Here is a 13908-nt window from a genome sequence, read left to right as displayed (position 1 = left end):
CCGCAAGATGCACGCGCCGATATGGCTCGCGAGCCTCGCGGGACCGTTACACAGGGAGTAATTGGAATGACAATGACCCTTGCCGGGCGGCGACTTGCTGCCCTGACGACCGCAGCTCTTCTGATGGCCGGGACCGCATCGGCGGAAACGGTGGTGGTCGGCTACCAGCAGATCGTCGGCCCCTTCGTCGCCGCCATCGCCGATGGCCGTCTGGACGAGGCCGCCAAGAAAGCCGGCGTGACCATCGACTGGCGCCAGTTCAGCTCGGGCGGTGACATTTCGACCGCGCTCGCCTCGGGCAATGTGCCGATCGGGGTGATCGGCTCGACCGGCACGGCTGCTTCGGCCACGCGCGGCGTCGACCTGCAGCTGTTCTGGATCCTCGACAATATCGGCAAGTCCGAGGCTCTGGTCGTCCGCAATGGTTCGGGCATCGAAAAGCCGCAGGACCTGGTTGGCAAGAAGGTCGGCGTTCCGTTCGTATCCACCTCGCATTTCCACCTGCTGGTGGGCATGGACAAGGTCTGGAACATCAAGCCCACCGATGTGCAGATCTTGAACATGAAGCCGCCGCAAATCGTCGCCGCTTGGCAGCGCGGCGATATCGACGCCGCCTATGTCTGGCCGCCGGCGCTCAGCCAGCTTCTGGCCGACGGCAAGATCATCTCGGACAGCGAACAGATCGGCGCGGCCAGCGTGCCGACCTTTGACGGGCTGGTCGTCGACAAGGCCTTTGCCGAGAAGAACCCGGAATTCATGACCGAATTCACCAAGGCGCTGGCCCAGTCCTATGCCGATTACAATGCCAACAAAGCGGCATGGACCGCCGATTCCGAGCCGGTCAAGGGTATCGCCCGCATGATCGGCGGCGAGGGCAAGGACATCGTCGAGGCGCTGAACATGCTTTCCTTCCCGAATGCCGCCGAGCAGGCCTCGGATACCTGGCTGGGTGGCGGTGCAACCCGCGCGCTGACCGACAGCGCCGCCTTCCTGGTCGAGCAGAAGCAGATCGACAAGGCCCTGCCCGATTACGCGCCCTATGTGAACGCCAGCTTCGCCGAAACGGCGGCCAAGGCCGAGCAGGCATCGAACTGATCGCCGGCGGCCGCGACATGCGCGCGACCGCTCTTCCCTCCCTCCTGACGATGAGAACCCAGATGCAGACACTCGACGTATCCGATGTCAGCCTGATCTATCCCGGTCAGATCAAGGGCCGCGATATTGTCGCGCTCAAGGGTGTCGACCTGACCATCAACAAAGGCGATTTCGTCGTGGCGCTTGGCGCGTCTGGCTGCGGCAAGACCACGCTGCTGAACCTGCTGGCGGGCTTCATGGCCCCGACCTCTGGGCAGATCACGCTGGGCGGTCAGCCGGTCATGGGCCCCAGCGCCGAACGCGGCGTGGTCTTTCAGAAACACGCGCTGCTGCCCTGGCTGAACGTCATCGACAATGTCGAATTCGGCCTGAAACTGCGCGGCGTTGATGTGAAAACCCGGCGCGAACGCGCGGTCAACAACCTCGCGCTGGTCGGGCTGCAGGATTTCCACCAGCACATGATCTATCACCTGTCGGGCGGCATGCAGCAGCGCGTCGGCATCGCCCGCGCTTTGACCTGCGACCCGGCCATGCTGCTCATGGACGAACCCATGGCCGCGCTGGATGCGCTGACCCGCGAGACGGTACAGGAACTGCTGCTGAAGATCTGGCAGGTCACCGACAAGATGTTCTTCTTCATCACCCATTCGGTCGAAGAAGCGCTGTTCCTTGGCTCGCGCCTGATCGTGATGTCGCCCCGCCCCGGTCGCATCACCCACAGCTATGAGCTGGATTTCAACAAACGCTTCCTTGCAGAGGGGAATGCCCGTGCAATCAAATCAAGCCCCGATTTCATCCGCATGCGCGAACAGATCCTTGGCATCATCTATGGCGACGAGCGCGCCGGCCAGCAGGAACAGGAACGCCTCCATGCTTGAGCGCCTGTCGCGCGCCCGCCCCGCCCGCGCGGGGACCAGCTATGGCGCGCCCGGCGCAGGCAACAGCGCGCTGATCAGCCTGGCCACCGCGGCCGTCCTGATCGCGCTGTGGTTCCTGATCACCGGCATGGGCTGGATCAAGCCCTTGTTCCTGCCCTCGCCCGGCGCGGTCTGGAGCAAGTTCGTCCAGTCGATGACCGAGGGCCTGTCGAACTCGACCCTGTGGCAGCACATGCTGGCCAGCCTTGGCCGGGTTCTGGGCGCGTTCTTCCTGGCGCTGGCCGTCGCCGTGCCGCTGGGCGTGCTCATGGGCGTGAACCGCTGGGTGCGCGGCATCCTTGACCCGATCATCGAGTTCTATCGCCCGCTGCCGCCGCTGGCCTATCTGCCGCTGATCATCATCTGGCTGGGCATTGGCGAATTCCCCAAGGTCTTCCTGATCTTCCTTGCGATCTTTGCCCCCATGGCCATCGCCGCCCGCGCCGGGGTGCGTTCGGTCTCGACCGAGCAGATCCACGCCGCCTATGCGATGGGCGCGACCAAGATGCAGGTGATCTTCCACGTGATCCTGAAAGCCGCCCTTCCCGAGATCTTCACCGGCATGCGCATCGGCATCGGCGTCGGCTGGACCACCCTTGTCGCGGCCGAGATGGTCGCGGCCTCGCGCGGGCTTGGCTTCATGGTGCTGAACTCGGCCGAATATCTGGCCTCGGACGCGGTCATCATGGGCATCATCGTCATCGGCGTACTGGCCTTTGCCTTCGACCTGCTGATCCGCCGCATCGAAAAGGCGATGATCCCCTGGAAGGGCAAGATCTGACACCACGGTTCCGGCCCACGGGCCGGACCCCACCCAAAACCGTCCCGAACCACAGCCAGCCGAAGGGCATGCCCTTCGCCCTGACGGAGTATACCCGAAATGTCCGCCACCCTGACCGCAGCCAAGTTGACCGCCGATGACCTGAAGGCCACTTTCGACGCCTTCAACCGCCATGACATCGACGCCGTGATGGCCCACTTTGCCGATGACTGCGTGTTCTTCACCGTCGCCGGCGACCACGAATACGGCAACCGCATCGAGGGCAAGGCCGCCATCGCCAAGGCCTTCACCGGCGTCTGGACCGCGATGCCCGACGTGCAATGGGCCGATCACAGCCATTTCATGTCCGAGGACGGCAGCCGCGGCGTCTCGCAATGGACGTTCGGCGCCACCAATCCCGACGGCACCCGCATCGAAGTCCAGGGCGTCGACCTGTTTCGCATCCGGGACGGCCTGATCGTGGAAAAGCAGGCTGTCCGCAAACAACGCCCGGCCATTCCGGCAAAGTGAGACCCGATGATGCAGCCCATCGCCAGACGCACGGGTTCCCTGCCCTTCGACCCGCTTTACGACCCGCTGCATGCGCGCGGCCTTGGCCCGCGCAGCGACTACGCGCCCACCTACTGGATCGGCACCGCCGGTCCGGCACCGCAGGATGACGGCCCCGTCACCGGCGACATGGATGTGGACGTGGCGATCATCGGCTCGGGCTATACCGGCCTTTCGACCGCCATCCATCTGGCCAAGGCGCATGGCATCAAGGCCGTGGTACTTGAGGCGAATGGCGTGGCCTTCGGCTGCTCGACCCGCAATGGCGGTCAGGCCCAGATCAGCGCCGGGCGCCTGAAGCGCAGCCAATGGATCGACCGCTGGGGCCTGAACGTCGCCCGCGGCCTGCATGCCGAGATGGTCGAGGCCTTCGACCTGTTCCGCGGGCTGATCCGCGACCATGCCATCGACTGCCAGCCGCAAGAGGGTGGGCATTACTACATCGCCCACAAAGCCGCGCTGATCCCGACGCTGGCCAAGGAAGCGGCACTTCTGAACGACAGCTTCGGCTACCGCGCCCGGATGCTGTCCCGTGAGGAGGTCATCGAAACCGTCGCCCACGACCACGAAGCCCAGGGCGCCATGTGGGAGCCGGACGGCACCGGCATCCATGCCGCGAAGCTGGCCTTCGGCTATCTGCGCACCGCCCGCGAACTGGGAGCACGGGTCCATACCGACAGCCCGGTGCAGGGTTGGGAGTTCAGGGGCGGTGTCCACCACCTGCGCACCCCCGGTGGCATTGTCCGCGCCCGGCGCGTGGCGGTGGCGACGGCGGCCTATGCCCCGCGCGGGCTGCATCCACGCCTGCGCGACCGGCTGATGCCGATCATGTCGAACAGCGTCGTGACCCGCGTGCTGACGCCTTCGGAACTGGACGCGATCGGCATCCGCACCGGCGCGCCCCTGACCGATACCCGCACGCTGCGCCATTACTACCGCCTGCTGCCGGACAACCGGCTGCAGATCGGCTCTCGGGCCGCGATCACCGGCAAGGATGCGGCGAATCCCGCCCATCTGCAGGGCCTGCTGGAGGGCATGGCCCGCAAGTTTCCCGCCTTGCGCGGGATCGAGCTGGATTATTCATGGTGGGGCTGGGTCGATGTCAGCCACGACATGATGCCCCGCATCACCGCCATTCCCGATCTGCCCGGCGCCTTCTATGCGCTTGGCTATGGCGGCAACGGGGTCATGTATTCCGCCATGGCTGGACGGCGCATGGCGCAGCTGGTGGCCGGGGAAACCCTGCCGAACCTGCCGATCTTCAATTCCGAACTTCCCCATGAGGGCTGGAAGACGCCCTTCCGCCGCCTCGGCCAATGGGGCCTCTATCACCTTTATCACTACCGCGACGAACGCGCATAAGGAGCCATAACCATGAAAATGACGACCGAAGAAGCCTTCGTCAAAGTCCTGCAACTGCACGGGATCGAACATGCGTTCGGGATCATCGGCTCGGCCATGATGCCGGTCAGCGACCTGTTCCCGAAAGCCGGGATCAAGTTCTGGGACTGCGCCCATGAAACCAATGCCGGGCTGATGGCCGACGGCTTCACCCGCTCGACCGGCAAGATGTCGATGGCGATCGCCCAGAACGGGCCGGGTGTCACCGGCTTCGTCACCCCGGTCAAGACCGCCTATTGGAACCACACGCCGCTTCTGCTGGTCACGCCGCAAGCCGCCAACAAGACCATCGGTCAGGGCGGCTTCCAGGAAATGGAGCAGATGCGCCTGTTCGCCGATTGCGTCTGCTATCAGGAGGAAGTCCGCGACGCCTCGCGCATCCCCGAGGTGCTGAACCGCGTCATCATGCAGGCCTGGCGCAACTCGGCCCCGGCGCAGATGAACATCCCGCGCGACATGTGGACGCAAGTCATCGACGTGGACCTGCCGCAGGTCGTGGCCTTTGAGCGCCCCTCGGGCGGCGAAAAAGCCGTGGCCGAAGCCGCCAAGCTGCTCTCCGAGGCCAAGTTCCCGGTGATCCTGTCGGGCGCGGGCGTCGTCCTGTCCGGCGCGATCCCGGATCTGGTCAAGCTGGCCGAGCGTCTGGATGCCCCGGTCTGCTCGAACTACCAGCATAATGACAGCTTCCCCGGCTCGCATCCGCTGGCGATGGGCCCCCTTGGCTATAACGGCTCCAAGGCCGGGATGGAGATCATCCAGAAGGCCGATGTCGTGCTGGCGCTGGGGACGCGGCTGAACCCGTTCTCGACCCTGCCCGGCTATGGCATCGACTACTGGCCGAAAGAGGCCAAAGTCATTCAGGTCGACATCAATGCCGACCGCATCGGCCTGACCAAGAAAGTGACCGTCGGCATCCAAGGCGACGCGGCCAAGGTCGCGCGCGGGATTCTGGCGCAGCTTTCCGACAATGCCGGCGACACCGGTCGGACCGAGCGCAAGGCGCTAGTCGCGCAGACCAAGTCCCGCTGGGCGCAGGAACTGTCGAGCCTCGACCATGAGGACGACGATCCGGGCACCGAATGGAACTCGGGCGCCCGTACCCGCGAAGCCGAGCTGATGTCCCCCCGTCAGGCTTGGCGCGCGATCATGCAGGCGGTTCCGGCCACGGCCATCGTCAGCAGCGACATTGGCAACAACTGCGCCATCGGCAATGCCTATCCCAGCTTCGAAGCGGGTCGCAAATACCTTGCCCCCGGCCTGTTCGGTCCCTGCGGCTATGGTTTCCCGGCAATCCTTGGTGCCAAGATCGGCAACCCGGACACCCCGGTGATCGGCTTTGCCGGCGACGGTGCTTTCGGGATCTCGATGAACGAGATGACCGCCTGTGGCCGCGAGGATTGGCCAGCGATCACCATGGTCATCTTCCGCAACTACCAATGGGGCGCGGAAAAACGCAACACGACGCTGTGGTATGACAACAACTTCGTCGGCACCGAACTGGATCGCGGCACCACCTATGCCGGGATCGCGCAGGCCTGTGGCGCGAATGGCGTGCAGGTCCGCTCGGCCGAGGAACTGACCTCGGCCCTGCACGAGGCCGTCGATCGCCAGCTGAAGAACAAGGAAACCACCTTCATCGAGGTGATCCTGAACCAGGAGCTGGGCGAGCCCTTCCGCCGCGACGCGATGAAAAAGCCGGTCGTGGTCGCGGGGATCGATCCCGCCGACATGCGCCCGCAAGTGGCGATGGCCTGATCCAGAACCGGCCGGGCGGTTGCGCCCGGCCAATCCCTGCACCTCCCCCCGGCCCGTTTGGGCCGGGGCCGGATAGCTGATGCCCTGATCCGATACCCGTGGTCCGCCACGAGGAGAGCCCATGTCCCTGACCAGCACCGATCTGCGCCACGATCCCGCCCCTGTTTCCGGCCCTTCCCCCGCCGTCAAGCAACCGCCCTCGTTCGGGGCGGCAGACAAGCTGTTTACCCGCCTGTCGGGCGGCCTGACCCTTGGCCAAATCTTTCCCGGCCTTGCGGTCTCGGTTCTGGTGGCGGCAACGGCGCAGTTCCTGTCCGAGCATTACGGCGCGCCTGCCATGCTGATGGCCCTGTTGTTGGGGCTGGCGCTGAACTTTCTGGCCGATGAGGGCTCGCGCACCGCGCCCGGCATCGGCTTCACCGCCCGCACCGTGCTGCGGCTGGGGGTGGCGCTGCTGGGGGCGCGGATCTCGGTCGAGATGCTGGCGGGTCTGGGTGGGGCGGCGATCGCGCTGGTCGTGGCGGGGGTGGTGCTGACCATCCTGTTCGCGCTGGCCGTCACCCGGCTGATCGGGCGTGACTGGCGCTTTGCCCTGCTGACCGGCGGCGCGGTGGCGATTTGCGGTGCCTCCGCCGCCATGGCGATTGCCGCCGTCCTGCCCCGGCACGAGAAATCCGAGCGCGATCTGGTCTTTACCGTGCTGGCGGTGACGGTGCTGTCGACCGTGGCCATGGTGATCTATCCGATGCTGGCGCAGGTCTTTGGGCTGGACGCCCGCGATGCCGGGGTCTTCCTGGGTGGCACCATCCATGACGTGGCCCAAGTGGTCGGCGCGGGCTTTTCGATCAGCCCCGAGGCCGGCGAGACCGCGACTCTGGTCAAGCTGATCCGGGTGTCGATGCTGGCCCCGGTGGTGCTGGTGTTTTCGCTGGCGATCCGGGCGCGCGGGCTGGCCGATCAGGTCGAGGGTCAGCGCCCGCCCTTGCTGCCGGGCTTTGTGCTGGGCTTTCTGGTGCTTGCCGCCGTCAATTCGGCCGGGCTGATCCCGGTCTGGCTGGCCGATGCCGCGGGCGCGCTGTCCCGCTGGGCATTGCTGGTCGCCATTGCGGCGGTCGGGATCAAGACCTCGCTGCGCAAGATGATGGAGGTCGGGCCCACCGCAATCGCGCTGTTGGTCGCCGAGACGCTGTTCCTGGGATTGTTCGTGGTCGGGGGCATCCATTGGATCGGTTGAGCCGCGCCATGGGGCTCTGCCCCGATCCCTGCGGGATCTCCCCGGGATATTTGAACAAGAAAGAATATCGGGCCTGTGCCAGCCCACCCACCCTTCCTCATCCATGAGCCACCGATGAAACCGCTGGACCTGATCTATCAATCCGCCCGCGAAAATCCCCGTCACATCATCCTGTCCGAGGGCCGCGATCCGCGCGTTTCCGAGGCCGCCATCCGGCTGGCTGGCGAAGGGCTGGCGCGGGTGACGCTGATGGACGGGCCCGCGCTGCCCGGTGTGGTGTCGATGAGTTCGGCAGATGCCCCCGATCTGGTCGAGCTGTCGATCCACTGGCATCGGCTGCGCGCCGGGCGGGGCATGACGGCCGAGCGGGCCTTGGAGGAGATGCGCGACCCGATCCGGCAGGCGGCGATGCGGGTCCGCTTGGGGCAGGCCGATGGCACGGTCGGTGGCGCCGTTGCCACCACTGCCGACACGGTGCGCGCCGCCATTCAGATCATCGGCAAGGCGCCCGAGGCCGGGATCGTGTCCAGTTTCTTCCTGATGCTGGCCTGCGAGAACGGTGCCGCGATCAAGGGCGGCATGATCTTTGCCGATTGCGGGCTGGTGATCGAACCCGATGCCGAAGAGCTTGCGGCCATCGCGCGCTCGGCCGCGCAATCCTGCCGGCAGGTGCTGCGCGAGACGCCGCGGGTGGCGCTGCTGTCCTTTTCCACCGCCGGCTCCGCCGAGCATCCCTGCCTGCACCGCATCCGCGAGGCCCTGCGCCTGATCCGCGAAGCCGAACCGGATCTGGAGGTCGATGGCGAGTTGCAATTCGACGCCGCGCTGGACGATGCGATCCGCGCGAAGAAAGCGCCGGGCAGCCGGTTGACCGGACGGCCGAATGTCTTTGTCTTTCCGGATCTGGCCTCGGGCAATATCGGCTACAAGATCGCGCAGCGTCTGGGCGGGATGACCGCCATCGGCCCGATCCTGCAGGGTCTGGCCAAACCCGCCAACGATCTGTCACGGGGCTGTTCGGCCGAGGATATCGTGGCGGCGGCGGCCATCACCTCGGTTCTGGCAGGATCAGGCGACGCTCAGCGGATTTCGTAGGGCACGATCATGCGCTGGTGGTGATCGACACCGATGCGGCCCTTGATCGGTGGCCAGGCGCGGTTCGGGCAGCGGACGCGTTCGCAGATCCGGCAGGACACCCCGATCGGATCGTATTTGACCACCGCGCTTTCCAGAAGGTCATCGGCATAGACAAAGGCCTCGGCGTTGCTGCGCTCGCAGCCGAAGGCCAGCGCATAGGTGATTTCATGGCCGCGAAACCCGCCTGAACGCTTGGCCACCTGCAATGCCAGTGACAGATACTGTCCGCCATCGGGGGTTTCCGCCATCTGCCGGATGATCCGGCCCTGCGCCTCGAAGGCCTGATGCACGTTCCAGACCGGACAGGCCGCGCCGAAACGAGCGAATTGCAGCCGGGTGGCGCTGTGGCGCTTGGTGATGTTTCCTGCCCGATCGATGCGGGCAAAGAACATCGGCACGCCCTTTTTCCCCGGTCGTTGCAGCGTCGAGAGCCGGTGGCAAACCTGCTCGATCGAGCAGTTGAAGCGTAGAGCAAGCAATTCGACATCGTGGCGCAGCTGGGCGGCGGCTTCGAGGAACTGGCCATAAGGCATCAGCAGCGCCCCGGCGAAGTAGTTCTGCAAGCCGATCTTGCAGATCTCGCTGGCCTCGGGGGTGCGGAATCCGGCGGCGGTGATGATGGCCGCAATGGCCTCGCCTGCCTCAAACTGGGCCAGTTGCACCGCCATCTGGAATTGCTGGGTCTGGGCGGGCGAATAGGTGTTCAGGTACAGGATCGACGCACCCGCATCGAAACTGCGCAGCGCCCCTTCATCGGCGCGGAAGCGCACCCCGACCCCGTGCCGTTCCAGCTTGCGCTTCAGCGCGACCAGCGATTCCTCGGGCAGCCCCATTTCGGAGGCCAGCCGTTCCGCAGCCAGATCGAGGTCATGGATGTAATTGTCGACGAAATGGAAATAATCCCGGACTTCCTCATAGGGCGTCGCCTCGGACATGCCGCGGGCCAGTTCCTCATCTATACCGGCCAGCCGCTCGGTGCTGCGGCGATAGGCCTGATGGGCAAGGATCAAGGCATGGGCGACGCTGGGGGCATTCTGCGCCACCAGCTTCAGGTCCTGAACGCTAGGCGAAATCCCCTCGAACAGCGGATCGGTCAGGGCCTCGGAAAAAGCCGAAAGCAGGCGGTCGCCCTCACCCCCGGAAATCTCGGAGACCTGCAGCTGGAACTTGTCGACCAGCGCCAGCAGCACCGTCGCCGAAACCGGGCGGTTATTGCTTTCGATCTGGTTGAGATAGCTGGTGGAAATCCCCAACCGCTCAGCGAATTGCGATTGGTTCAGTTTGCGCGACAGCCGCAGCTCGCGCACGCTTCTGCCGATGAAGAGCTTGCCGATCGCCATTTTTGCATTTTCACAATTTCATATTACTGATTTTGTAAATTCCCCTGTATTCATGTTCAACACTTTTTGCCGGATCGCGCTAAACTTAAGACATCTTCCGAAGGAGAGGGTCCATGCAGCGAGTTCTGGAAGAGTTGGAAGACCGCCGTGCCCAGGCAAGACTGGGTGGCGGGCAAAAGCGCATCGAGGCGCAGCATGCCAAGGGCAAGCTGACCGCGCGCGAGCGGATCGAGGTCCTGCTGGACGAGGGCTCCTTCGAGGAGTTCGACATGTATGTCACCCATCGCGCCACTGATTTCGGCATGAGCGACCAGAAGGTCGCGGGCGACGGCGTCGTCACCGGCTGGGGCACGATCAACGGTCGGCAGGTCTATGTCTTTTCGCAGGATTTCACCGTGCTGGGCGGGTCCCTGTCCGAAACCCATGCACAGAAGATCTGCAAGATCATGGACATGGCCGTGCGGGTCGGCGCACCCGTCATCGGGCTGAACGATTCCGGCGGCGCCCGCATTCAGGAAGGCGTGGCCAGTCTTGCAGGTTACGCCGAGGTTTTCCGCCGCAATGCCGAGGTCTCGGGCGTGATTCCGCAGATCTCTGTTATCATGGGCCCCTGCGCGGGCGGCGCGGTCTATTCGCCGGCGATGACCGATTTCATCTTCATGGTCCGCGATTCCTCGTACATGTTCGTGACTGGCCCGGACGTCACGAAAACCGTCACCAATGAGATCGTCACCGCCGAGGAATTGGGCGGCGCTAGCACCCATACCCAGAAATCCTCGGTCGCGGATGCGGCCTTTGAGAATGACATCGAGGCGCTTGAGGCCGTCCGGCAGCTGTTCGATTTCCTGCCGCTGAACAACCGCGAAAAGCCTCCGGTCCGTCCGTCGCATGACGATCCCGCGCGTATCGCAAATCGGCTGGACACGCTGATCCCCGACAGCGCCAACAAGCCCTATGACATGAAAGAGCTGATCCTCGCGCTGGCCGATGAGGGCGATTTCTTTGAAATTCAGGAAGCTTACGCCCGCAATATCATCACCGGATTCATCCGGCTTGAGGGGCAGACGGTGGGTGTCGTCGCCAACCAGCCGATGGTGCTGGCGGGCTGTCTGGATATCGACAGCTCGCGCAAGGCGGCGCGTTTCGTGCGCTTCTGCGATGCGTTTTCCATTCCGCTGCTGACATTGGTGGATGTCCCCGGCTTCCTTCCGGGCACGGCGCAGGAATATGGCGGGGTCATCAAGCACGGGGCGAAGCTACTTTTCGCCTATTCCGAGGCCACCGTGCCGATGGTGACGCTGATCACCCGCAAGGCCTATGGTGGGGCCTATGACGTGATGGCGTCAAAGCATATTGGGGCCGATGTCAACTACGCCTGGCCCACGGCCGAGATCGCCGTCATGGGGGCCAAGGGCGCGACCGAGATCCTGTATCGTTCCGAACTGGGCGACCCCGACAAGATCGCGGCACGGACCAAGGAATACGAGGCCCGTTTCGCCAATCCCTTTGTCGCCGCCGAGCGTGGCTTCATCGACGAGGTGATCCTGCCGCATTCCTCGCGTCGCCGCATTGCCCGCGCCTTTGCCGCGCTGCGCAGCAAGCAGGTGACGACGCATTGGAAAAAACACGACACGATCCCGCTATGACCGGGCCCGCTATGACCGGCAACATCCTGAACCTCGACGGGAAGACCATGTTCAAGAAAATCCTGATCGCCAACCGGGGCGAGATCGCCTGCCGGGTCATCAAGACGGCGCGGAAAATGGGCATTCAGACGGTCGCGGTCTATTCCGACGCCGATCGCGACGCCCTGCATGTCCGCATGGCCGACGAAAGTGTCCATATCGGCCCGGCGCCTTCCAGCCAGTCCTATATCGTCATCGACCGCATCCTTGAGGCGATCCGCCAGACCGGCGCCGATGCGGTCCATCCGGGCTATGGCTTCCTGTCGGAAAACGCGGCCTTCGCCGCCGCGCTGGAAAAGGCGGGCGTGGCGTTCATCGGCCCGCCGGTCTGGGCGATCGAGGCGATGGGCGACAAGATCACCTCGAAGAAGATCGCGGCCGAGGCTGGCGTCAGCACCGTTCCCGGCCATATGGACCTGATCGAGGATGCCGATGAGGCGGTACGGATCGCGTCATCCATCGGTTATCCGGTCATGATCAAGGCCTCCGCCGGCGGCGGCGGCAAGGGCATGCGGATCGCGTGGAATGACGCCGAGGCCCGCGAAGGTTTCCAGTCCTCGCGCAATGAGGCCAAATCCTCGTTCGGCGATGACCGCATCTTCATCGAGAAATTCGTCACCCAGCCCCGCCATATCGAAATTCAGGTTCTGGGCGACCAGCATGGCAACACACTGTATCTGGGTGAGCGCGAATGTTCGATCCAGCGCCGCAACCAGAAGGTCATCGAGGAAGCGCCCTCGCCCTTCCTTGACGCCGCCACCCGCAAGGCCATGGGCGAACAGGCAGTCGCGCTGGCCAAGGCGGTCGGATATTTCTCGGCCGGGACGGTAGAGTTCATCGTCGATGGCGACCGGAATTTCTATTTCCTCGAAATGAACACCCGGCTGCAGGTCGAACATCCGGTGACGGAACTGGTGACCGGCATCGATCTGGTCGAACAGATGATCCGGGTCGCCGCGGGCGAGACGCTGAGCTTTGCCCAGAGCGATGTGAAGCTGAACGGCTGGGCCATCGAGTCGCGGCTATATGCCGAGGACCCCTATCGCAACTTCCTGCCCTCGGTCGGGCGGTTGACGCGTTATCGTCCGCCGGTCGAGGGGCGGCGCGATGACGGCTCGGTCATCCGCAACGATACCGGGGTGTTCGAGGGCGGCGAGATCTCGATCTATTACGATCCGATGATCGCGAAGCTGTGCACATGGGCCAAGGACCGCCCCCGCGCCATCGCCGCCATGGAAGCAGCACTTGACGATTTCGAGGTCGAGGGCTGCGGCAACAACCTGCCTTTCCTGTCTGCGGTCATGGGTCAGGAACGCTTTCAGGCCGGGCGCCTGACCACCGCCTATATCGCCGATGAGTTCCCCGACGGTTTCACCGGCGTTCAGCCGACGCCCGAGGACCATCGCAAGCTGGCCGCTGTCGCCGCGCTGATCAACCAGACCCTGCGCGCGCGGGCGACCGAGATTTCCGGCACGCTGCATCGCCACAATCCGGGCCGTGACTGGGTCGTGACCTTTCCCGGCGGTGAGCAGGCGTTGAAGCTGGACACCTCGGCCGATGGTCTTTCGGCGCGGTTCAGCGACGGGACCAGCCTGTCGGTTTCGGGCCGCTGGATTCCCGGTCATAGCCACGGGACGTTCCTGGTCGATGCGGTGCCGATGGGGGTCAAGGTCGATCTGATCGGCTCGGCCATCCGGTTGCGCTGGCGCGGCATCGACACCCGCGTCCATGTCCGCAGCCCGCGCATCGCGGAACTGGCGCGGCTGATGCCGGTGAAAACACCACCCGATACCTCGCGGATGCTGCTATGCCCGATGCCGGGGATCGTCACCACTGTGGCCGTCTCCGAAGGTGAACAGGTCGAGGAAGGCCAGACCCTGGCCACGGTCGAGGCGATGAAGATGGAAAACATCCTGCGTGCCGAGCGCCGGGCCATCGTCAAACGCATCGCCGTCAGCGCGGGCCAAAGCCTTGCCGTGGACGAGCTGATCATGGAATTCGAATGACGAAGGGG

At 64.6% G+C, this 13908-nt stretch carries 11 protein-coding genes; 10 read left to right on the top strand and 1 reads right to left on the bottom strand.

Annotated elements, in window-relative coordinates; genetic code table 11:
* Positions 1-66 precede the first annotated feature (66 nt).
* The 8 genes from tauA to GL300_RS13950 all read left to right on the top strand — a co-directional run bounded on the left by tauA (position 67) and on the right by GL300_RS13950 (position 8827).
* Positions 67-1095, top strand: a complete 1029-nt coding sequence (gene tauA, locus GL300_RS13985; RefSeq protein WP_155040265.1) for a taurine ABC transporter substrate-binding protein — start codon at positions 67-69, stop codon at positions 1093-1095.
* Positions 1096-1157: 62 nt separating this feature from the next.
* Positions 1158-1973 (top strand): taurine ABC transporter ATP-binding protein, encoded by an 816-nt coding sequence (locus GL300_RS13980; protein ID WP_155040264.1) that lies wholly within the window; start codon positions 1158-1160, stop codon positions 1971-1973.
* Positions 1966-2793: an ABC transporter permease subunit gene (locus GL300_RS13975; RefSeq protein ID WP_155040263.1), complete on the top strand. Its 828-nt coding sequence runs from the start codon at positions 1966-1968 to the stop codon at positions 2791-2793. The genes GL300_RS13980 and GL300_RS13975 overlap by 8 nt, the downstream gene beginning before the upstream one ends.
* Before the next feature lie 99 nt (positions 2794-2892).
* Positions 2893-3303 (top strand): nuclear transport factor 2 family protein, encoded by a 411-nt coding sequence (locus tag GL300_RS13970; protein ID WP_155040262.1) that lies wholly within the window; start codon positions 2893-2895, stop codon positions 3301-3303.
* A gap of 9 nt (positions 3304-3312) precedes the next feature.
* A complete protein-coding gene (locus tag GL300_RS13965) occupies positions 3313-4704 on the top strand; it encodes an NAD(P)/FAD-dependent oxidoreductase (RefSeq protein ID WP_155040373.1) in 1392 nt (463 codons plus the stop codon).
* Positions 4705-4716: 12 nt separating this feature from the next.
* Positions 4717-6498, top strand: a complete 1782-nt coding sequence (xsc, locus tag GL300_RS13960) for a sulfoacetaldehyde acetyltransferase (protein WP_155040261.1) — start codon at positions 4717-4719, stop codon at positions 6496-6498.
* 121 nt (positions 6499-6619) lie between these two features.
* Positions 6620-7732: a YeiH family protein gene (locus GL300_RS13955; protein WP_155040260.1), complete on the top strand. Its 1113-nt coding sequence runs from the start codon at positions 6620-6622 to the stop codon at positions 7730-7732.
* A 114-nt stretch (positions 7733-7846) separates the two neighbouring features.
* Positions 7847-8827 carry a phosphate acetyltransferase gene (locus GL300_RS13950; RefSeq protein WP_155040259.1) on the top strand — a complete coding sequence of 327 codons (981 nt, stop codon included), beginning with the start codon at positions 7847-7849 and terminating at the stop codon, positions 8825-8827.
* Here GL300_RS13950 and GL300_RS13945 read toward each other — a convergent pair.
* Positions 8812-10209, bottom strand: coding sequence for a helix-turn-helix domain-containing protein (locus GL300_RS13945; protein ID WP_155040258.1), 1398 nt, complete (start codon positions 10207-10209; stop codon positions 8812-8814). The genes GL300_RS13950 and GL300_RS13945 overlap by 16 nt on opposite strands.
* Before the next feature lie 113 nt (positions 10210-10322).
* Here GL300_RS13945 and GL300_RS13940 point away from each other — a divergent pair, with 113 nt between their 5' ends.
* Positions 10323-11855 carry an acyl-CoA carboxylase subunit beta gene (locus tag GL300_RS13940; protein ID WP_155040257.1) on the top strand — a complete coding sequence of 511 codons (1533 nt, stop codon included), beginning with the start codon at positions 10323-10325 and terminating at the stop codon, positions 11853-11855.
* A gap of 47 nt (positions 11856-11902) precedes the next feature.
* Positions 11903-13900, top strand: a complete 1998-nt coding sequence (locus GL300_RS13935; RefSeq protein WP_155040372.1) for an acetyl-CoA carboxylase biotin carboxylase subunit — start codon at positions 11903-11905, stop codon at positions 13898-13900.
* Positions 13901-13908 lie beyond the last annotated feature (8 nt).

This window comes from Paracoccus litorisediminis, assembly GCF_009711205.1.
GTDB classification, from domain to species: Bacteria; Pseudomonadota; Alphaproteobacteria; order Rhodobacterales; family Rhodobacteraceae; genus Paracoccus; species Paracoccus litorisediminis.
The sequence above is the reverse complement of the archived record's forward strand: the minus strand, read 5'-3'. Positions and strand labels throughout refer to the sequence as shown.